Genomic DNA, 20,329 nt, shown 5'->3' on the forward strand with positions numbered 1-20,329 from the left:
GCGCTGACCGACCCGGACCGGCAGACCTTCCACCCCACGGGCAAGGCCGGCCAGAAGGTCCCCACCACCCGTCTGTGCGCCACCGCCCACCCCGGCCAGGCCTCCTGCTTCGCCCAGCGCCGCACCGACATCAAGCAGCGGCTCGCCTCCGCGGTCGCCGCCGCCACCCCCTCCGGCCTCTCCCCGGCCAACCTGCACAGCGCCTACAGCCTGCCCTCCACCGGCGGCTCCGGCATGACGGTCGCCGTCGTCGACGCCTACAACGACCCCAACGCCGAGGCCGACCTGGGCACGTACCGCTCCACCTACGGCCTGTCCGCCTGCACCAAGGCCAACGGCTGCTTCAAGCAGGTCAGCCAGACCGGCTCCACCACCTCGCTGCCCACCAACGACACGGGCTGGGCGGGCGAGGAGGCGCTGGACCTCGACATGGTCAGCGCGGTCTGCCCCAACTGCAAGATCATCCTGGTCGAGGCCAACTCCGCCAACGACACCGACCTCGGCATCGCCGAGAACGAGGCCGTCTCGCTCGGCGCCAAGTTCGTCTCCAACAGCTGGGGCGGTTCCGAGGCGTCCTCCCAGACCACCGAGGACACCCAGTACTTCAAGCACCCGGGCGTCGCCATCACCGTCTCCGCCGGTGACTCCGCCTACGGCGCCGAGTACCCGGCGACCTCGCAGTACGTGACCGCCGTCGGCGGTACCGCGCTCACCACCGCGTCCAACTCCCGCGGCTGGAGCGAGTCCGTCTGGCACACCAGCTCCACGGAGGGCACCGGCTCCGGCTGCTCCGCCTACGACCCGAAGCCCGCCTGGCAGACCGACACCGGCTGCGCCAAGCGGATGGAGGCCGACGTCTCCGCCGTCGCCGACCCGGCCACCGGCGTCGCCGTCTACGACACCTACGGCGGCTCCGGCTGGGCGGTCTACGGCGGCACCAGCGCCTCCGCCCCGATCATCGCCGGCGTCTACGCGCTGGCGGGCACTCCGGGCGCCACGGACTACCCGGCGCAGTACCCCTACGGCCACACCGCGAACCTCAACGACGTGACCAGCGGCAGCAACGGCTCCTGCGCCACCTCGTACTTCTGCACCGCGCGCGCCGGTTACGACGGCCCGACCGGCTGGGGCACCCCCAACGGCACGGCCGCCTTCACCGCCGGCGGCTCCGGCGGAGGCGGCGGCACCTGCACCCCGGCGCAGTTGCTCGGCAACCCCGGCTTCGAGTCCGGCAACACCACCTGGACCGCCAGCAGCGGGGTCATCAACACCGACAGCGGCGAGGCCGCGCACGCCGGCTCGTACAAGGCGTGGCTCGACGGCTACGGCTCCAGCCACACCGACACGCTCTCCCAGTCGGTGACGATCCCGGCCGGCTGCAAGGCCGGCCTCACCTTCTACCTGCACATCGACACCGCCGAGACGGGCAGCACCGCCTACGACAAGCTGACCGTGACCGCCGGTTCGACCACCCTGGCGACGTACTCCAACGTCAACGCCGCCTCCGGGTACGCGCAGAAGACCTTCGACCTCTCGTCCTTCGCGGGCCAGACGGTCACCGTGAAGTTCAGCGGCGTGGAGGACTCCTCCCAGCAGACCAGCTTCGTCGTGGACGACACCGCCGTCACCACGAGCTGAACCGCACCAGCACCCCCGCCCCGCGCGCGGAAGCCGTCCGCGCGCGGGGCGCGCGCGTTTCCCGGGAGCCGATCGCGCCGGTGGTACGTCACATCACCAGCGGTGCCGAACGGTACCGGCCCCGACGGAGAGGCGGACCCCATGCGCCGTACGACGTCCCGCGCCCTCGCGGCGACGGCCCTGCTCCTGCTGCTCGCGGGCTGCGGGGGCGAGTCCACGCCCTCGGCGTCGGCCAAGCCGTCCGCCGTTCCCTCGCGCTCGGGCGGCTGCGCGGACCAGGCGCGGCTCACCTCCTCCGCCGCCGGGAAGACCGTCTGCCTCAAGCGGGGCGGCGAGCTGCGGCTCACCCTGGACGGCACCACGTCCCGCCCGTGGCAGCCGGTCAGGGCGAGCGGCCACGCGCTGACCGCGATCAACGCCGGGCTCGTCCTCCAGCCGGGTGACGCGACCGCCGCCTACCGCGCCGTCGCCACCGGCACCGTCCAGCTGACCTCCAGCCGTCCCCTGTGCGCCCGGCCCACCACACCGGGCGGGGTCTCCTGCAAGGGCATCCAGGAGTTCCGCGTCACCGTGCGGATCGGCTAGCCACCGGCAGGGGCGCGGTCGTCCGGCGCTCCCCGGCGGGTGCCGGAAGGGCGGCGGACACCGCCGCGTCCCTCCGCCTAGCGGGTCAGGCGGCGTACCTGGTCCCACAGGGCCGGGTCGACGGTGCCCACCCGGCGCCGGAAGTCCCGCACGCGCACCTCGCGCACCTCGTCGGTGCGCAGGAAACTGGGGCGGCCCCGGGCGTCGCCCACCGAACCGGGCGGCAGCGGGATGACCCCCGCGCGCCGGTCGTGGTCCTTACTGGTGATCTTGGCGACCGTGACCCGGTCGCCGCGCACGGACAGCACCAGACAGGGCCGGTCCTTGGACTCGGGCCGGTCCTCGTAGGGCACGTCGGCCCACCAGATGTCGCCCGGGCGCGGACGGTCCGTCAGTTTCCGTGCCCGGTCCCGCGGTCGGGGCCGCGGCGCGGGCCGGCCGGGTGGCCGCAGCCGGCGCCCGCGCGGCCGGTGACCCCGTCCCCAGCCGTCCACCAGCGTGGCGACCAGGGCGAGCAGGAGTACCGCCACCAGCGCGAGCCACCAGGTCGTGTCCATGCGGAGGACGTTACCGGCGCGCGCCGCCCGCCGCGCGCCCTCGGCTGATCCCCATGCGCCCCCGGTCCAGCCGAACCGGTGACAGCACAGGTGAGTTCGCCCACAACGGCCCCTGGCGAAGGAGCGACCCGCGCTTTCGCGCCTTACGCTCGACGAACCGCACAACCATGCCCTGCTGCTTCCCGACCCGCTTCTGTCCACGGAGGTTTCCGCTCCATGAAGCTCACCGTCGTCGGCTGCTCGGGGTCGTTCCCGTCCGCGGAATCGGCCTGTTCGAGCTACCTCGTCGAGGCCGACGGCTTCCGGCTGCTTCTCGACATGGGCAACGGCGCCCTGGGGGAGTTGCAGCGCCACATCGGTCTGTACGACCTCGACGCGATCTTCCTCAGCCATCTGCACGCCGATCACTGCATCGACATGTGCGCGTACTTCGTGGCGCGCTACTACCGGCACGACGGCGGCCGCTGCGCGCCGATCCCGGTCTACGGTCCCGAGGGCACCGAGCACCGGCTGACCACGGCGTACGCCGACACGCCGTCCGCGTCCTCCATGAGCGAGGTCTTCGACTTCCACACGGTCAAGCCGTCCACGTTCGAGATCGGCCCCTTCACCGTGCACACCGAGCGGGTGCGGCACCCGGTCGAGGCGTACGCGATCCGGCTCGAGCACGGGGGCAAGGCCCTGACGTACTCCGGGGACACCGGGGTCAGCGAGGCGCTGGACGACCTGGCGCGGGACGCCGACCTGTTCCTGTGCGAGGCCGCCTTCACGCACGGCAAGGAGAACATCCCCGACCTGCACCTCAACGGCCGCGAGGCCGGGGAGACCGCCACCCGCGCGGGTGCCCGCATGCTGGTCCTCACCCACATCCCGCCGTGGACCGACCCCGAGGTCAACCTGGCCCACGCCCGCGAGACCTTCGCCGGGCCGGTGGAGCTGGCGGCGCCCGGCATGACGTACGAGCTGTAGTCCCGGCGCACGACGAAGGCCCCGGAACCTGGAGAGGTTCCGGGGCCTTCGCGCGTACGGCGGCCGGGTTACTTGGCCTCGGCCTTCTGGAGTTCGGCCAGCTCCTCGTCGGACTCGCGGCCCGGCGTGGGGAGGTTGAACTTGGTGATGGCGAAGCGGAAGATCACGTAGTAGACGGCCGCGAAGCACAGGCCGACCAGGATGAGACCCAACGGGTTCGACGCGATGCCCCAGTTCAGGCCGAAGTCGACCAAGCCGGCCGAGAAGCCGAAGCCGTCCCGCATGCCCAGCGACCAGGTCAGCGCCAGGGAGACACCGGTCAGTACCGCGTGGATCGCGTACAGCACCGGGGCGATGAACATGAAGGTGAACTCGATCGGCTCGGTGATGCCGGTGAGGAACGAGGTCAGCGCGAGGGAGAACATCATGCCGCCGACGACCTTGCGGCGCTCGGGGCGGGCGCAGTGCACGATCGCGAGGCAGGCGGCCGGGAGGCCGAACATCATGATCGGGAAGAAGCCGGTCATGAACTGGCCCGCGGTCGGGTCACCGGCGAGGAAGCGCGCGATGTCGCCGCTCTTGCCGTGGTACTCGCCCGCCTGGAACCACGGGAACGAGTTCAGCAGGTGGTGCATGCCGATCGGGATCAGCGCGCGGTTGGCGACACCGAAGATGCCGGCGCCCACGGCACCCGAGCCGACCAGCCACTCGCCGAAGTTGTGCAGGCCCGTGCCCAGCACCGGCCAGATGTAGCCGAAGACGATGCCGATGAGCAGACCGGCGAGCGCGGAGAGGATCGGGACCAGACGGCGGCCGCCGAAGAAGCCGGCCCAGTCGGGCAGCTTGGTGCGGTAGAAGCGCTGGTAGAGCAGGGCGACCACGATGCCCATCACCACACCGCCGAGCACCTTGGCGTCCACCGGGGCGTTCACCATGACGACCTTGCCGTCGACGGCGGTGGCCACCTTCGGCAGGTTCTTGTCGGTGAACGTGGCCAGCACGTTCTTGAAGACCAGATAACCGACGACGGCGGCGAGCGCGGTGGAGCCGTCCGACTTCTTGGCGAAGCCGATGGCGATGCCCACCGCGAACAGCAGCGCCATGTTGTCCAGGATCGCGTTGCCGCCCGCGGCCATGAAGGAGGCGATCTTGGTCAGGAACGCCGGGTACGAGGGGTCGCCCAGCATGTCGTTGCTGCCGAGCCGCACCAGGAGGGCGGCGGCGGGCAGCACCGCGACCGGCAGCATCAGACTGCGGCCGATCCGCTGGAGGACGCCCATCACCTTGGCGCCCCTCTTCTTCTCGGCCGGGGGCGCGGCGCTGGCCGTGGTCACAACTTCCTCCAGATGGGCAGGGCGCCGCCCTGGGACCATGGAGGGGGACGGCAGCGTCTGTGGTCTACACCACTTGTGGTGTAGACCTGTTGTAGCACGATGGCACGGATATAAGGAACCCGTGAAATAGCGATCGTGGGGCTACACGGAGTGCCCGGCCCGTGGGGGCCGAGGGGCGGTTTGGTGGGGTTCCCCCTGGTGGTGTAGACCAGTCTTCGGACGGTTCTCGTTCGGACCAGTTCGGACCAGGGAGAAGGAACATGGCCACCAAGGCTGAGAAGATCGTCGCCGGGCTCGGCGGCATCGACAACATCGACGAGGTCGAGGGCTGCATCACCCGCCTGCGTACCGAGGTCCACGACGCGTCGCTCGTCGACGAGGCCGCCCTGAAGGCCGCCGGCGCGCACGGTGTCGTGAGGATGGGCACCGCCATCCAGGTCGTCATCGGCACCGACGCCGACCCGATCGCCGCGGAGATCGAAGACATGATGTGAGCCGTCCGCCCAGCGGCGGCTCACCGGCGCGAGGGGCTTCTTCCCATGGGGGAGGAGCCCCTCACGTCACTCCCGATAGGCTCATCCGCATGTCTCGCATCGACGGCCGCACCCCCGAACAGCTCCGCCCCGTCACCATCGAACGCGGCTGGAGCAAGCACGCCGAGGGCTCCGTCCTCGTCTCCTTCGGCGACACCAAGGTGTTCTGCACCGCCAGTGTCACCGAAGGCGTCCCCCGCTGGCGCAAGGGCAGCGGTGAGGGCTGGGTCACCGCCGAGTACTCCATGCTGCCCCGCTCCACCAACACCCGCGGCGACCGTGAGTCGGTCCGGGGCCGGATCGGCGGGCGCACGCACGAGATCTCCCGCCTCATCGGCCGCTCGCTGCGCGCCGTCATCGACTACAAGGCGCTCGGCGAGAACACCATCGTCCTGGACTGCGACGTCCTCCAGGCCGACGGCGGCACCCGCACCGCCGCCATCACCGGCGCCTACGTCGCCCTCGCCGACGCCGTCGCCTGGGCGCAGCGCAAGAAGCTGATCAAGGCGGGCCGCCAGCCGCTCACCGGCACGGTCGGCGCCGTCTCGGTCGGCATCGTCGACGGCGTCCCGCTGCTCGACCTCTGCTACGAGGAAGACGTGCGCGCCGAGACCGACATGAACGTGGTCTGCACCGGCGACGGCCGCTTCGTCGAGATCCAGGGCACCGCCGAGGCCGAGCCCTTCGCCCGCGAGGAACTGAACGCCCTGCTCGACCTGGGTGTGGCCGGCTGCGCCGAACTCACCGAGTTCCAGCGGGCCGCCCTCGCCCTGACCCTGCCCGAGTAGCGCCGGCCGGGTAAAGGGCACCCCAAAAAGCCGGGCTCTCCCAGGCAACCCCGCCCCGGCGGACGGCGTCTTGGACGGTACGGGCGCGCGGCTCGATCCCGCGCGCCCGGCCAGCCGTACCTGGGGAGGGACACCGCATGGCCGCCGGCCGCCGACGCCGTACCACCGCCATAGCCGCGCTCGCGGCCGCCGCGCTCACCATGGGCCTCACCACCGGCTGCGACGCCGTGAACAAGGCCCTGGACTGTGTGCAGACCGCCGACTCCATCGCGGACAGCGTCACCGACCTCCAGCAGGCCGTGGAGAACGCCGCGAACGATCCCACGCAGGCCGACGCCTCGCTGGACTCCATAGAGCAGAACCTCGACCGGATCGGCGACCGCACGGACGACGCCGACGTCAACAAGGCGGTGGACGACCTGAATTCGGCGGTCTCCCACGTCCGGACCGCGATCAGGAACGGTGACCGCACCCCGGACGTGCGCCCGGTCACCGACGCGGCCGGTGAACTCACCAAGGTCTGCACACCCTAGGGGGCGTCTCAGCGCCCCCGGTCCTCCCGGCGCCCCCGGCGGCGTTCCTGCCGGGCGTCGCGGCGGTCCAGGCGCTCCTGGCGGCGCAGCTCCTTCAGCCGTTGCCGTTCGGCCCGCGTGAGCTTGCGCTCCACGCCGACCCCGCCCCAGAACGCGAACCCGCTGATGATCACGCGCGGCGCCCCCGGATCGCCGGGCTCGTCCCGGTCCAGGTGCTCGAAGCCGCCCATGATGCCGATGCCGCGCACCACGACCTCGACCCCCGGCGGCACGATCACCTCCAGCCCGCCCATCACGGCGACGCAGCTGATCTCGACCTCACGGTCCGCGAAGAACGCCTCGCGCAGATCGATCTCGCCGCCGCCCATGAAGGCGAAGCAGGTGAACTTCTTCGGCATCGTCCAGCGCCCCTTGCGCTGGAACCCGGACAGCACCGCCACCGCCCCGGTCGAGGTGCCCTCACCGCCGACGATCCGGGACGCCCAACTCCCGTCGTCCACGGGCCGCTTGGTGAAGGACACCGGGGCAGCGGCGGCCGGGGCGGCCGGGAGGTCGCTGGTCAGCGGGGCCAGCTCGCCGTAGGTGCGGGCCCGGTACGCCGACTCCAGTCGCTCCTCGAACTCCGCCATGTCCAGGCGGCCTTCGGCCAGGCCGTCGCGGAGGATCTCGGCGACCCGCTCCCGGTCGGCGTCCGAGGCGCGCAGGTCCGGGACGGGACCGGGGGAACGGCGGTCCGGGGCAGCGTCGTCGGTCATGACAGCAGACTACGAGACGGCCTTCTCCGCGTACATCTTGGCGATGACGGCCTCGATGTCGGGTTCGCGGACGGAGAGGTCCACCAGGGGGTAGACGGCCGCCAGATGGGCCACCAGGGGCGCCGCCGACTGCCCGGCCGGGAACGCCAGCCACTGGCGTGGTCCCTCCACCCGCACCACCCGCGCCGAGGGCACCTCGACCGGCGGCAGCTCCCGCTCCAGGTCCACCACCAGCGTCCGCTCGCCCTCCCCGGCCGCGTGCAGCCCGGTCAGCGAACCGTCGTACACCAGGCGGCCGTGGTCGATGACCATCACCCGCGAGCACAACTGCTCGATGTCCGTCAGGTCGTGGGTGGTGAGCAGGACCGTGGTGCCGCGCTCGGCGTTCAGCTCCTTCAGGAAGCCGCGCACCTTCGCCTTGGAGACGACGTCCAGGCCGATCGTCGGCTCGTCCAGGTACAGCACCTCCGGGTCGTGCAGCAGGGCCGCCGCGATGTCGCCGCGCATCCGCTGGCCGAGCGAGAGCTGGCGTACGGGCACGTCCAACAGGTCGCCCAGTTCCAGCAGTTCGACGCAGCGGGCCAGATTCTCCCGGTACCGGGCGTCCGGAATCCGGTACATACGGTGCGCCAGGCGGTAGGAGTCGGTCAGCGGCAGGTCCCACCACAGGGTCGTCCGCTGTCCGAACACCACACCGATCCGGGACGCCAGCCGGGTCCGCTCCCGCGAGGGGTCGATCCCGGCGACCCGCAGCCGGCCCGAGGTCGGGGTGAGGATGCCGGTCAGCATCTTGATGGTGGTCGACTTGCCCGCGCCGTTCGGCCCGATGTAGCCGACCATCTCACCGCGCGCCACGGTGAACGAGATCGAGTCCACCGCCCGCACCTCACGCCGCTCCCGCTTGAGGAACCCCGTCTTCTTGCGCACCTCGAAGACCTTGCCGACCTTCTCCAGCGCGATGAACCCCTCGCCGTCCGCCATCAGTTCAGCTCCCCGTGCTCCGGTACGAACGCAGTCCCGCCCGCCAGGCCGGCCCGGCGAGCGCACAGCAGGCCAGGGCCACCAGCGGGGAGGCGAACGCCGTCCACCCCGGCAGCCCCAGCGGATACGGGCGCCCCAGCACATAGGCGGCGGGCACCCAGTTGACGAAGGCCAGCGGCAGCACGAAGGTCACCCCGCGCACCAGCTCCTCGGTGAAGACCGCGGGCGGGTACTGGAGCAGCGTCGTACCGCCGTAGGTGAAGGCGTTCTGCACCTCCGAGGCGTCCTGCGCGAGGAACTGGAAGGCGGCGCCCGCCACGAACACCGCGCAGAAGATCCCGCAGCCGCCCGCCACCATCACCGGCATCAGCAGCAGCTTCAGCGGCGTCCAGGCCACCTCCAGCCGGCTCAGCGACCAGCCCAGCACCAGCGCCCCCTGCGTCACCCGGCCCAGCCGCCGGAGCGCGAACCGGTCCGCCGCGACCTGCGCCAGCACCGGCGCCGGACGCACCAGCAGGGTGTCCAGCGTGCCGTCCCGCACCCGGCGCCCCAGCCGGTCCATCGACCCGATCAGCAGGTCCGCCATGCCGAACGCCACCGACGACAGCCCGTACAGGAACGCCACCTCCGGCAGCGACCAGCCCGCCAGGGAGTCCACGCGGGAGAACATCAGCATGATCGCGACGAAGTCCAGGAAGGTCGCCGCGAAGTTGCCGAACGTGGTCATCACGAACGACGCCCGGTACGCCATCGTGGAGCGCACCCACATCCCGGCGATCAGCCCGTACGCCCGCACCCCCTCGCGGACCCGGCCGTACTCAGCCACCCTGGACCACCACCCGCCGGGTCGCCGCCGACTGGAGGAGGCGCCCCGCGCCCAGCAGCACCACCGCCCACCCGGCCTGGAACAGCCAGACGCCCAGCGGGTCCGCCCGGCCCAGCAGCACGTCCGCCGGGGCCTGGAGCAGCGCGGACCAGGGCAGCGCCCGGACGACCTCGCCGAGCGTGCCCGGGAAGACGTTCAGCGGGAGCAGCATCCCCGAGCAGAAGTGCCCGACGAGCCAGGCGATGCGGGAGACCCCCGAGCCGTCCAGCAGCCAGAAGGTGCTCAGCGCCAGCAGGTACCGGATACCGAAGCCGACCAGCATCGCCAGGGCCAGCGTGACCAGCAGCGCCAGCCAGGTGCCGGCGTCCGAGGGCACGTAGGCGGGGAAGCAGAGCATGCCGATGAGGAAGGGCAGCACCCCCCGCCCGAGCAGCTGGAAACAGGACCGGCCCAGGTCGGCGGCGAGCCACCACAGTTGGAGGTCGGCCGGCCGGTACAGGTCCACCGCCACGTCACCCGTACGGATGCGCTCCATCAACTCTTCCTCGGCGCCCCCGCCGCCGATCGCCAGCGTGGAGAGCAGGGCCTGTCCGAGCCATACGTAGGTCACGGCCTGCGCCTGGTCATATCCGCCCAAGTGCGGGCGGGCGTCCCACAGGGCACGGTAGGTGCAGACGAGGATCAGACCGAAGACGGTATTGGTGAACACCCCTGCCGCCGTGGCCGTGCGGTAGGTCGCGTACCGTCTGAATCCCCCTGCCGCGACGGCCGCGTACAACCGTCCAGCGCCCACGCCGGTCCACCTCCTCGGACTGCTCGACACCGAAGCGCAGGAGCCTAGCCCCGGCCCCCGCGAACGGCCACGCGTTTTCCGTGACCGAAGCGTGCCGGAATCCGGGAACGGTTCACCAGGTGCGAGAGTCTTCAACCAGGGGGCGCAGAAGGCGTACGAGGCGTACGGGAACGTACGACGAAACAGGAGTCCGTGCACGACATGAGCGACGAGCCGCAGCCGCAGCAGCCGAACGAGGGCGGGGGGCCGGAAGAACCTCAGCCGGCTGAGGGGCCCGCAGCAGCGGAACCGCAGGCGAAACCGGCGAAGAGTCCGGCCGACCGCACGCCGGCGGAGACCGCCCCGAAGCCGGAGAGCGCCCCCGCGCGCGACTCCGCGACCCCGAACGCCCCCCGGCCGACGGGATCTTCGGCGACGGGATCTCCGGCCACGGCCTCTCCGGCCACGGGCGGGAAGGCCGGGGCGGAGAAGCCGGACGAGGGTGCCAAGGGTGCTCCGAGCGCTTCGGCGGCGAAGGAGGCCGGCGGTGCCACCAAGGGCGCGCCTGCCGTGCCCGCGCAGTCCGGCGCCAAGGAGGCCCCGGCGCAGAAGACCCCGTCGGCCAAGACTCCGGCGGCCAAGAGCCCGGCTGCCGAGCCGCCCGCCGCCGAGAGCACCCAGGTGCTGCGCCGGGTGAGCGCCCCCGCCGGGTCCGGGAAGCCGCGTCCCGGCGGTGCCGAGCCGCAGCAGGCGCCCGAGAGTACCCAGGTGCTCCGGCGCGTCAAGGCCGACGGGCCGCCGCCCGCCGAGAGCACCCAGGTGCTCCGCCGGGTCAACGCGCCCCGGTCCGGCAACACCAACGAGCCCGGCGCCGGCGCGCCCAAGGCTCCCGCCGCTCCCGTGGCCCCGGCCGCCGCGGCCGGAGCCACCAGTGTCCTGCCCCGCACCCCGTCCGAGTCCACCGCGACCCCCCGGGCGAGCGGGAACGGCAGCGACGGCGGCGAGGGCGGCGGCGGTACCGGCGACGGCGGCGGCAAGAAGCCCAGGCGTCCCAAGCGCACCGGCTGGCGGCGGATCTTCCCCACCTGGCGGATGGTGCTCGGCACCTTCGTGCTGGGCGTGCTCGTGATCATCGGGCTGCTGTTCCTCGGCTACTCGATGGTCCAGATCCCGGCCGCCAACGCCCTGGCCACCAAGCAGGCCACCGTCTACCTGTACGCCGACGGCTCCCAGCTCGCCCGCGACGGCGAGGTCAACCGCGAGAACGTGGGCCTCTCCCAGATCGCCAAGCCCGCCCAGCACGCCATCCTGGCCGCCGAGGACCGCGACTTCTACACCGAGTCCGCCGTCGACCCCAAGGCGATGCTCCGCGCGGGCTGGAACACCGCCCTCGGCAAGGGCAAGCAGTCCGGCTCCACCATCACCCAGCAGTACGTGAAGAACTACTACCTGGCCCAGGAGCAGACGGTCACCCGCAAGGCCAAGGAGTTCTTCATCTCGATCAAGCTGGACCGGGAGAAGTCGAAGAACGAGATCCTCGAGGGCTACCTCAACACCAGCTACTTCGGCCGCAACGCCTACGGCATCCAGGCGGCCGCCCAGGCGTACTACGGCCGCGACGCGATCGACCTCGACCCGGCCCGCGCCGCCTACCTCGCCGCGCTGGTGAACGCCCCCAGCGAGTACGACGTCGTCGCGCACCCCGAGAACAAGCCGGCCGCGCTCGCCCGCTGGAACTACGTGCTGGACGGCATGGTCGCCAAGGGCTGGCTGAACCAGTCCGACCGCACCGGGATGAAGTTCCCGATGCCGAAGGAGCAGACCGTCTCCACCGGCATGTCCGGCCAGCGCGGCTATCTGGTCGAGGCCGTCAAGCAGTACCTGGTCGGCCACGACATCCTCACCAAGGACCAGCTGACCAGGGGTGGTTACCGGATCACGACCACCATCCAGAGGCCCAAGCAGGACGCCTTCGTCAAGGCCGTCGACGACCAGCTCATCTCCAAGCTGGACAAGAAGAACCGCAAGGCCGACACCTACGTCCGCGCGGGTGGCGCCTCGATCGACCCGAAGACCGGCAAGATCGTCGCCATGTACGGCGGCATCGACTACGTGAAGCAGTACACCAACGGCGCGACCCGGGGCGACTACCAGGTCGGCTCCACCTTCAAGCCGTTCGTGTTCACCTCGGCCGTGCAGAACTCCTCCAGCACGCAGGACGGCCAGCGCATCACGCCCAACACGTACTACGACGGCACCAACAAGCGCCTGGTGCAGGGCTGGTCCGGCGGCCGGTACAACCCGGAGAACGAGGACCAGAAGTCGTACGGCCAGATCACCGTCCGCAAGGCCACCGACCTGTCCGTCAACGCGGTGTACGCGCAGATGGCCGCCGACGTCACCGGTGACAAGGTCAAGGAGACGGCGATCGACCTGGGCATCCCGGCCGACACCCCCGACCTCTACCCGTCGCCGTCCATCGCGCTCGGCACCGCCAACGCCAGCGTGCTGGAGATGACCGAGGCGTACGCCACCCTGGCCAACCACGGCCGGCACGGCACGTACACGATCATCGAGAAGATCAGCAAGGACAACGTCCCGGTCGAGCTGCCCGGCCGCCAGACCAAGCAGGTCGTCACCCGCGAGGCCGCCGACACCACCACCTCGGTGCTGAAGAGCGTGGTCGAGGGCGGCACCGCCACGGCCGCGCAGGCCGCCGGCCGTCCGGCCGCGGGCAAGACCGGCACCGCCGAGGAGGACACGGCCGCCTGGTTCGCGGGCTACACCCCCGACCTGGCCACGGTGGTCTCCGTGATGGGCCAGGACCCGGTGACCGCCAAGCACGTCCCGCTGTACGGCGCCCTCGGTGTGGCCCGGATGAACGGTGGCGGTCCGCCCACCGAGATCTGGGCGCAGTACACGCGGGACGCGCTGCGCGGCAAGCCCGCCGCGAGCTTCGACCTGGAGCTCCAGCCCGGCGCCGACGTGGTCGCGCCCAGCACCCGGCCCTCCACCTCCCCCGGCACCCACGCGGGCCAGGACAACGGCGGCACCACCGGCACCCCGAGCCAGGGCACCACGCCCACCGACGGCGGCCAGGGCAACGGCGCCACCGGCACCCCGAGCCAGGGCACCACCCCGGTCGACCCGACCACCACGGGCGGCGGTGACACCACCGGCGGCGGCGCCGGCGGCGGTCCGGCCACCACCACCGGCGGGCCCGCCGACGGGGGTGCCACCGGTGGCGGCCCCGGCGGCGGCCAGCCCGGTACGGGCGGCACGGGCGGGGGCGCCGACCAGGGCACGACCGGCCTGCCCGGCGGCTTCGTCGCACCGCAGACGGCCCGGCGCCAGTAACGCCGCACCGACGACGAGAAGGGGCTGACGACCACGGTCGTCAGCCCCTTCTCACGTTCTCCCGGCGGCTCGGGGAGGGCCGTCGGCTCAGAGGTACAGCCCGGTGGAGTCCTCCGACCCCTCGAACCGGTCCGCGGCCACCGCGTGCAGGTCCCGCTCCCGCATCAACACGTACGCCACGCCCCGGACCTCGACCTGGGCCAGGTCCTCCGGGTCGAACAGGACCCGGTCACCGGGCTCCACGGTCCGGACGTTCTGCCCGACCGCGACGACCGAGGCCCAGGCCAGCCGGCGCCCGACCGCCGCGGTCGCGGGGATCAGGATGCCGCCGCCCGAACGGCGCTCGCCCTCACCGGTCTCCTGCCGCACGAGGACCCGGTCGTGCAGCATCCGGATGGGCAGCTTGTCGTGCTGGGGGGTGCTCTGCTCGTCTCTGTTGGCGCTCACGTCCTCGAACCTACCTGCCCGGGCGGCGCGGACACGCCTCCGGGTCGCCACGGCTCTCCGCCGCGGCGACCCGGTCGCAGGAATCGTCCGTACTAGCGCCGGCGGCGGTGCCTGCGCTTGCGCGACCCGGCGACGATCAGTCCGACCGTCCCGGCGGCGATGAGCACGGCGGGCACGACGCGTTCCATGCGGGGCGCGCCGTCGTCGTCCACGAACTGGTCGCGCACCTCGGTCATCACTCGGTTGACCTGCACGTACGCCCGTCCGAAGACACGGTCGACGCCGGCGACGGCCTTCGCCTTGGCATCCCCGACGATCGTCTTCGGGTGCACCCGCACCCCGATCTCGTCGAGTGTCTCGGCCAGCACAGCGCGACGGCGCTCGATGTCCGCCTCGATCTGCGCCGGTGTTCTGGTGTCCGACGTCTCCGCCACCGTACGGCCTCCGAAATCTCCTGATGCTGTTCCGAACAGTCTGTCAGCTCCACGCCACACCGCACGGCAGGGGCACCCGGTTAGGCTGGCCCGATGAGCGAGCGACTTGAGCCCGGGGACGTTGCCCCCGCCTTCACCCTGCCCGACGCCGACGGGAACGAGGTGTCCCTGTCGGACCACAAGGGCCGCAAGACCATCGTCTACTTCTACCCCGCGGCGCTTACCCCGGGCTGCACCAAGCAGGCGTGCGACTTCACCGACAACCTCGCCCTGCTGGCCGGTGCCGGGTACGACGTCATCGGCATCTCGCCCGACAAGCCGGAGAAGCTGGCGAAGTTCCGTGAGCAGGAGGACCTGAAGGTCACCCTGCTCGCCGACCCGGAGAAGAGGGTGCTGGAGGCATACGGCGCCTTCGGCGAGAAGAAGCTGTACGGCAAGACCGTCACCGGTGTCATCCGCTCCACGGTCGTCGTGGACGAGGACGGCAAGGTGGAGCGCGCGCTGTACAACGTCAAGGCCACCGGCCACGTGGCGAAGATCATCAAGGATCTGGGCATCTGAGGCCGCCGCCCGGCCGCTAGCATGGCCGGGCAGCAGCAGGCGGCCGTGGTGGAATTGGCAGTCACGCTGGGTTTAGGTCCCAGTGGGGTAACTCCCGTGAGGGTTCGAGTCCCTCCGGCCGCACCAGAATTCAGCCCAGCAGCTCCCGCACCACCGGGACCAGGGCCCGGAACGCCTTCCCGCGATGGCTGATGGCGTTCTTCTCGTCCGCGCTCAGCTCCGCGCAGGTACGGCTCTCGCCCTCCGGCTGGAGGATCGGGTCGTAGCCGAAGCCGCCCGTACCCGCCGGGGCCTGCCGCAGGGTGCCGCGGAGCTGCCCCTCCACCACCCGCTCGGTGCCGTCCGGCAGCGCCAGCGCGGCCGCGCAGGCGAAGTGGGCGCCCCGGTGCTCGTCCGCGATGTCGGAGAGCTGGGCGAGCAGCAGGTCGAGGTTGGCGGTGTCGTCGCCGTGCCGGCCGGCCCAGCGGGCGGAGAAGATGCCGGGGGCGCCGTTCAGCACGTCGACGCAGAGCCCGGAGTCGTCGGCGACAGCCGGAAGCCCGGTCGCCCGGGCCAGCGCGTGCGCCTTCAGCAGGGCGTTCTCCGCGAAGGTGACGCCGGTTTCCCTGACGTCCGGGATCTCGGGGAAGGCGTCGGCACCGATCAGCTCGTGCGGCAGCCCTGCGTCGGCCAGGATGGCCCTCAGTTCGGTGATCTTTCCGGCGTTACGGGTGGCGAGGATCAAGCGGGTCATGGGGGCCAGTATCCCCGGCCCCCTTCCGCCTCCCCGCCAGGGGCTACAGCTCCGCCTGTCCGGCGCCCTTAAGGAGCGACAGGTTCAGGGTCTCGGCCATGGTGCGGAAACCGAGGTCGCTGGGGTGCAGGTGGTCGCCGGAGTCGTACTTGGGGAGCATCCGCTGCGGGTCGCGGGGGTCCTTCAGGGCCAGGTCGAAGTCGACCACCGCGTCGTACACCCCGCCGGCCCGGATCTCCGCGTTGACCTGCCGGCGCATCCGATCCAGGGCCGGGTTCCAGGTCCGGTGGCCGCCGAAGGGGGTCAGGGTGGCGCCGACGACCTTCAGACCGCGCGCGTGCGCCTGCCGGACCAGGGCGCGCAGCCCGTCGGTGATCTTCTTGCCGTCGGCGGCCGAGCGGGAGTGCGTGACGTCGTTGATGCCGAGGTCGATGACGACGACCTTGACGTTGGGCCGGGACAGCGCGTCGCGGCCGAAGCGGGACAGTCCGCTCGGGTTCTCGGCGGGCCGGCCCAGGCCGTCGGCCAGTACCTGGTTGCCGGTGATGCCCTCGTTGACGACGGAGTAGCGCGGCACGTCCGCCCCGCTCGCCGCGGCCGAGCGCAGCCGCGAGGCCAGCACGTCGGGCCAGCGGCGGTTCTCGCCCATGGTGGAGGTGATGCCGTCGGTTATGGAGTCGCCGAACGCCACGACCGTGCCGTCCGCCTCGTTGCTGAGCACGTCCAGCGCGGTCAGGTAGCGCCAGTACGCGCTCCGCCCGGTGTACGGGATGCCCGTCGCCTCCTCGGTGCGGTCACCGGGCGCCACGAACGAGATCTGCCGCGCGTGCGGGTGGATGGTGACCGGCCCGGAGGGCGTGGGGGAGTACGTGGTGACCAGGACGTCCTGGTCGTGCGGTACGACGATCCGCACCGCGTCGCTGACGGCCTGGCCGCCGGCCGGGATGGTGACGGCGTAGGCGCCGTCGAACGTCAGGCGGCGCATCGTTTCCGCACGGGCGGCGGCGGTGCCCCGGCCCGCCGAGAGGGCCACCGAGGCGTGAGTGATGGTCAGGGGCGCCTGCCCGTACAGGTTGGAGAGGGTGACGCGGGCGCTCGTACCGCCGGTGTTCGCGTGCACGACGTTGCGCACCGAGCGGCCCGCCAGGCCGGTGGCCTCGGTGCCGGGCTCGGCACCGACGGGCGAGGCGGCCCAGGAACCGACCCAGGTGCCCGCGGAGGCGGGTGCGGCGGACGAGCCGTGGGGGCGCCGGCCCGTGGCCGAGGACCCCGAGGCGCTGTCGCCGGCCGCCGACCTGATGAGGACGGTGACGGAAAGGGCGACGACGAGTGCGACGAACGCACTGAGCAGGGCATAACCGTGGCGCTTGGTCACGCTGGCGTTGTTCTCCTCGGGAGACGGGAAGCCGGACGATCAATACACCATGATGCGGCATATGGGGGAACGGAGTTGACGGGCACCCCGGTCCACGGGACCTGCCCCGACCCCCTTCCACTCTGACGCCGGGAGCTTCCCGTCCGTTCCGCGGGACGGCGGGAAGGGACAATGTGTGTGCGGGATCACCGATCGGGCGGAGCGAGATGGAACGCGCGCAAACGGAAGAGGCACAGCCGGGACGCACCCCCCGGCCGACGGCTGCCGGACGGGCCGGTTCGTACCGGACCATGACCGCCTTCACGGCGGCCGACCAGGAGCGGCAGCGCGGCGTACGGCGCATGAAGCTCACGGCCGCCGGACTGCTGCTGTTCGTCGCCGTCGTCTACGCCCTGGCCACCTGGGCGGGGCACGCGGGGGCGGGACCCTGGACGGGCTATGTGGCGGCGGCCGCCGAGGCCGGGATGGTCGGCGCGCTCGCGGACTGGTTCGCGGTCACCGCGCTGTTCCGGCACCCGCTGGGCCTGCCCATCCCGCACACCGCGATCATCCCTACCAAGAAGGACCAGCTCGGCGTCTCCCTGGGCGAGTTCGTGGGGGAGAACTTCCTCTCGGAGGACGTCGTACGGCAGCGGCTCGCCGCCGTCGGCATCGGCAGCCGGCTCGGTGACTGGCTGGCCGAGCCGGCGAACGCCGACCGGGTCACCGCCGAGCTGGCCACCGCGCTGCGCGGCGCGCTGACCGTGCTGCGCGACTCGGACGTGCAGGCGGTGGTGGGGGAGGCGATCACCCGGCGGGCCGACGCGCGGGAGATCGGTCCGGCCGTGGGCAAGCTGCTGGACCGGATCGTGGCCGACGGCGGCCACCGGCGCGTGGTCGACCTGGTGGTGGGCCGTGCCCACGAGTGGCTGGAGCGGCACCGGGACGACGTGATGGTGGCCATCGAGGGCGGTGCGCCCGGCTGGACACCGCGCTTCGTGGACCGCAAGGTCGGCGACCGCGTCTACAAGGAACTGCTGCGCTTCGTCACCGAGATGCAGGAGATGCCCTCGCACCCGGCGCGGGCCGCACTGGACCGCTTCCTCACCGACTTCGCCTCCGACCTCCAGTCCGACACCGAGACACGGGCGCGGGTGGAGCGGCTGAAGAGCGATGTGCTGGCGCGGGACGAGGTGCAGGACCTGATCGCGTCCGCCTGGACCGCCGTACGGTCGATGATCGTCGCGGCGGCGGAGGACGAGCAGAGCGAGCTGCGTCTGCGGGTGCGGGCCGGGCTGCTCTCGCTGGGACGACGGCTGGCGACGGAGCCGAAGATGCAGGGCAAGGTCGACCGCTGGATCGAGGGCGCGGCCGTGCACGTGGTGACGACCTACCGCAGGGAGATCACCTCCCTGATCACCGAGACGGTGGCGGGCTGGGACGCGGAGCACACCACCCGCAAGATCGAGGCGCACATCGGGCGCGACCTCCAGTTCATCCGGATCAACGGCACGGTGGTGGGTTCGCTGGCCGGGCTGGTGATCTACACCGTGTCGCGGGCGCTGGGCGGCTGAACGGCTCGTCCGGCGGGGTGAGCCTGCCGGACGGGCCGGTCTGATCCCGCGCGGCGCGGGCACCCGTAACTCGTCCTTCGACGAAGAAGGGGTGCCGATGAGCGAGGGGTGCCGATGAGCACGGGAGCAGGGACGCCGTCGAGAGCGGGCGGTTCGACCACCACCGACATCCCGGCCCGGCTGGACCGCCTGCCCTGGTCCCGCTGGCACTGGACGATCGTGGTCGGGCTGGGCACGGTGTGGATTCTGGACGGCCTGGAGGTCACGGTCGTCGGCAACATCGCGGGCCGGCTCTCCGAGCCCGGCAGCGGGCTGTCCATCAGCTCCGGTCAGGTCACCGGCACCGCGGCCGCGCTGTACGTGGCCGGTGCGTGTGTCGGCGCCCTGTTCTGGGGGCGCCTGACGGACCATTTCGGGCGCCGCAAGCTGTTCATGATCACACTGGCCGTGTATCTCGCGGCGACCGCGCTGACCTCGCTGTCGACCGAGGCGTGGTGGTTCTTCCTGTTCCGTTTCCTGACCGGCTTCGGTATCGGCGGGGAGTACGCGGCCATCAACTCCGCGATCGACGAGCTGATTCCGGCCGCCTATCGGGGCCGGGTCGACCTGATGATCAACGGCAGCTTCTGGCTGGGCGCGGTGGGCGGCTCCCTGCTGTCCATCCTGGCGCTGGACACCGCCTTCCTGCCGGAGAACATCGGCTGGCGGCTGACCTTCGCCCTCGGCGCGGTGCTGGCCCTGGTCATCCTGCTGGTACGGCGGCACGTACCGGAGAGTCCGCGCTGGCTGCTGATCCACGGACGGGACCAGGAGGCGGAGGAGATCGTCTCCGGGATCGAGCGGAAGATCGAGGAGCAGACGGGTGAGCCGCTCCCCGCGCCCGAGGGCCGGCTGGAAATCCACCGGCGCGGCAGCGTCACCTTCCTGGAGATCGCCCGGACCGTCTTCGGCCGCTACCGCCGGCGCGCGGTGCTCGGCTTCTCCCTCTTCATCGGCCAGGCGTTCCTCTACAACGCCATCACCTTCGGCTTCGGCGCCATCCTCACCCGCTTCTTCGACGTCCCGGCCGACCGGACGGGCTACTACTTCGCGGTCATCGCGGTCGGCAACTTCTTCGGCCCCCTGCTGCTGGGCAAGCTGTTCGACACGGTGGGGCGGCGGGTGATGATCTCGTCGACCTATCTGCTGTCCGGGGTCCTGCTGTTCGCCACGGCCTGGCTCTTCGACCGGGGTTCGCTGAGCGCCACCACCCTGACGGCCTGCTGGTGCGCGGTCCTCTTCTTCGCCTCCGCGGGCGCGTCGAGCGCGTATCTGACGGTCTCGGAGATCTTCCCGATGGAGACCCGCGCGATGTCGATCGCCTTCTTCTACGCCCTGGGCACCGCGGCGGGCGGCATCAGCGGCCCGCTGCTCTTCGCGGACCTCACGGGCACCGGCAAGGTGGGGGACACGGTCCTCGCCTTCCAGATCGGCGCGTCCCTGATGTGCGTGGCGGGGCTGGTGGCGGCGGTACTGGCGGTACGGGCGGAGGGCCGGTCACTGGAGGACGTGGCCACGCCCCTGTCGTCCACCTCGCCCTCGGGGGCGGGGGAGAAGGG

General features: G+C 71.7%; 21 protein-coding genes and 1 tRNA gene. 11 read left to right on the forward strand and 11 right to left on the reverse strand.

The annotated features are described in order from the left end of the window. Both CCN33_RS03535 and CCN33_RS03540 read left to right on the forward strand, forming a co-directional pair. Positions 1 to 1,638 (forward strand): S53 family peptidase (locus CCN33_RS03535; protein ID WP_086690983.1); only part of this gene is annotated, 1,638 nt, incomplete at its 5' end. A 141-nt stretch (positions 1,639 to 1,779) separates the two neighbouring features. Then, positions 1,780 to 2,223, forward strand: a complete 444-nt coding sequence (locus tag CCN33_RS03540) for a hypothetical protein (protein WP_086691022.1) — start codon at positions 1,780 to 1,782, stop codon at positions 2,221 to 2,223. Between the two features lie 77 nt (positions 2,224 to 2,300). On the opposite strand, the gene CCN33_RS03545 is transcribed toward CCN33_RS03540, so the two are convergent. After that, positions 2,301 to 2,780, reverse strand: a complete 480-nt coding sequence (locus CCN33_RS03545) for a type II toxin-antitoxin system PemK/MazF family toxin (protein WP_086690985.1) — start codon at positions 2,778 to 2,780, stop codon at positions 2,301 to 2,303. A gap of 216 nt (positions 2,781 to 2,996) precedes the next feature. Here CCN33_RS03545 and CCN33_RS03550 point away from each other — a divergent pair, with 216 nt between their 5' ends. Then, positions 2,997 to 3,749: an MBL fold metallo-hydrolase gene (locus CCN33_RS03550; protein ID WP_086690987.1), complete on the forward strand. Its 753-nt coding sequence runs from the start codon at positions 2,997 to 2,999 to the stop codon at positions 3,747 to 3,749. A gap of 68 nt (positions 3,750 to 3,817) precedes the next feature. Here CCN33_RS03550 and CCN33_RS03555 read toward each other — a convergent pair whose 3' ends face one another. After that, a complete protein-coding gene (locus CCN33_RS03555; RefSeq protein ID WP_086690989.1) occupies positions 3,818 to 5,083 on the reverse strand; it encodes a PTS transporter subunit EIIC in 1,266 nt (421 codons plus the stop codon). Positions 5,084 to 5,343: 260 nt separating this feature from the next. Between CCN33_RS03555 and CCN33_RS03560 the strand changes: the two genes are divergently transcribed. The 3 genes from CCN33_RS03560 (at position 5,344) to CCN33_RS03570 (ending at position 6,937) form a co-directional block, all read left to right on the forward strand. Beyond that, on the forward strand, positions 5,344 to 5,577 hold the full coding sequence (locus CCN33_RS03560; protein WP_086690991.1) for a PTS sugar transporter subunit IIB: 234 nt from the start codon (positions 5,344 to 5,346) through the stop codon (positions 5,575 to 5,577). A gap of 89 nt (positions 5,578 to 5,666) precedes the next feature. Further along, a complete protein-coding gene (gene rph, locus CCN33_RS03565) occupies positions 5,667 to 6,404 on the forward strand; it encodes a ribonuclease PH (RefSeq protein ID WP_086690994.1) in 738 nt (245 codons plus the stop codon). Between the two features lie 137 nt (positions 6,405 to 6,541). Continuing rightward, positions 6,542 to 6,937 carry a prefoldin domain-containing protein gene (locus CCN33_RS03570; protein ID WP_086690997.1) on the forward strand — a complete coding sequence of 132 codons (396 nt, stop codon included), beginning with the start codon at positions 6,542 to 6,544 and terminating at the stop codon, positions 6,935 to 6,937. Positions 6,938 to 6,945: 8 nt separating this feature from the next. Here the strand turns inward: CCN33_RS03570 and CCN33_RS03575 are convergent, their stop codons facing one another. From CCN33_RS03575 to CCN33_RS32720, 5 genes are all read right to left on the reverse strand, one after another. Continuing rightward, positions 6,946 to 7,692, reverse strand: a complete 747-nt coding sequence (locus CCN33_RS03575; protein ID WP_086690999.1) for a DUF1707 SHOCT-like domain-containing protein — start codon at positions 7,690 to 7,692, stop codon at positions 6,946 to 6,948. 9 nt (positions 7,693 to 7,701) lie between these two features. Next, complete coding sequence (locus tag CCN33_RS03580; protein ID WP_107483891.1) at positions 7,702 to 8,673, reverse strand: ABC transporter ATP-binding protein; 972 nt, start codon at positions 8,671 to 8,673, stop codon at positions 7,702 to 7,704. A gap of 4 nt (positions 8,674 to 8,677) precedes the next feature. After that, positions 8,678 to 9,442 carry an ABC-2 family transporter protein gene (locus CCN33_RS03585; RefSeq protein WP_086691024.1) on the reverse strand — a complete coding sequence of 255 codons (765 nt, stop codon included), beginning with the start codon at positions 9,440 to 9,442 and terminating at the stop codon, positions 8,678 to 8,680. A 49-nt stretch (positions 9,443 to 9,491) separates the two neighbouring features. Further along, positions 9,492 to 10,292 (reverse strand): ABC transporter permease, encoded by an 801-nt coding sequence (locus tag CCN33_RS03590; RefSeq protein ID WP_086691003.1) that lies wholly within the window; start codon positions 10,290 to 10,292, stop codon positions 9,492 to 9,494. 257 nt (positions 10,293 to 10,549) lie between these two features. Next, positions 10,550 to 10,780, reverse strand: coding sequence for a hypothetical protein (locus tag CCN33_RS32720; RefSeq protein ID WP_244173600.1), 231 nt, complete (start codon positions 10,778 to 10,780; stop codon positions 10,550 to 10,552). 391 nt (positions 10,781 to 11,171) lie between these two features. On the opposite strand from CCN33_RS32720, the gene CCN33_RS03595 reads away from it, so the two are divergent. After that, positions 11,172 to 13,628: a transglycosylase domain-containing protein gene (locus CCN33_RS03595; RefSeq protein ID WP_425275824.1), complete on the forward strand. Its 2,457-nt coding sequence runs from the start codon at positions 11,172 to 11,174 to the stop codon at positions 13,626 to 13,628. Between the two features lie 87 nt (positions 13,629 to 13,715). On the opposite strand, the gene CCN33_RS03600 is transcribed toward CCN33_RS03595, so the two are convergent. Further along, the gene (locus tag CCN33_RS03600; RefSeq protein ID WP_381096507.1) at positions 13,716 to 14,018 is read right to left on the reverse strand and encodes a co-chaperone GroES; all 303 of its coding nucleotides are present in this window, start codon (positions 14,016 to 14,018) and stop codon (positions 13,716 to 13,718) included. Positions 14,019 to 14,167: 149 nt separating this feature from the next. After that, positions 14,168 to 14,509 carry a DUF3618 domain-containing protein gene (locus CCN33_RS03605; RefSeq protein WP_086691010.1) on the reverse strand — a complete coding sequence of 114 codons (342 nt, stop codon included), beginning with the start codon at positions 14,507 to 14,509 and terminating at the stop codon, positions 14,168 to 14,170. A gap of 93 nt (positions 14,510 to 14,602) precedes the next feature. Here CCN33_RS03605 and bcp point away from each other — a divergent pair, with 93 nt between their 5' ends. Together bcp and CCN33_RS03615 are read left to right on the forward strand one after the other, a co-directional pair. Further along, the gene (gene bcp / locus CCN33_RS03610; protein ID WP_086691012.1) at positions 14,603 to 15,070 is read left to right on the forward strand and encodes a thioredoxin-dependent thiol peroxidase; all 468 of its coding nucleotides are present in this window, start codon (positions 14,603 to 14,605) and stop codon (positions 15,068 to 15,070) included. A gap of 39 nt (positions 15,071 to 15,109) precedes the next feature. Further along, positions 15,110 to 15,196 (forward strand) — tRNA-Leu (locus CCN33_RS03615). 4 nt (positions 15,197 to 15,200) lie between these two features. Here CCN33_RS03615 and rdgB read toward each other — a convergent pair. Together rdgB and CCN33_RS03625 are read right to left on the reverse strand one after the other, a co-directional pair. Next, positions 15,201 to 15,803, reverse strand: a complete 603-nt coding sequence (rdgB, locus tag CCN33_RS03620; RefSeq protein WP_086691014.1) for an RdgB/HAM1 family non-canonical purine NTP pyrophosphatase — start codon at positions 15,801 to 15,803, stop codon at positions 15,201 to 15,203. 43 nt (positions 15,804 to 15,846) lie between these two features. Next, positions 15,847 to 17,178 (reverse strand): SGNH/GDSL hydrolase family protein, encoded by a 1,332-nt coding sequence (locus CCN33_RS03625; RefSeq protein ID WP_086691016.1) that lies wholly within the window; start codon positions 17,176 to 17,178, stop codon positions 15,847 to 15,849. A 206-nt stretch (positions 17,179 to 17,384) separates the two neighbouring features. On the opposite strand from CCN33_RS03625, the gene CCN33_RS03630 reads away from it, so the two are divergent. Further along, the gene (locus tag CCN33_RS03630; RefSeq protein ID WP_086691018.1) at positions 17,385 to 18,731 is read left to right on the forward strand and encodes a DUF445 domain-containing protein; all 1,347 of its coding nucleotides are present in this window, start codon (positions 17,385 to 17,387) and stop codon (positions 18,729 to 18,731) included. A 114-nt stretch (positions 18,732 to 18,845) separates the two neighbouring features. Continuing rightward, a partial coding sequence (locus tag CCN33_RS03635; RefSeq protein ID WP_086691020.1) for an MFS transporter occupies positions 18,846 to 20,329 on the forward strand: 1,484 nt, incomplete at its 3' end.

It is taken from the genome of Streptomyces recifensis (assembly GCF_002154615.1).
Classification (GTDB): Bacteria; Actinomycetota; Actinomycetes; order Streptomycetales; family Streptomycetaceae; genus Streptomyces; species Streptomyces griseoluteus.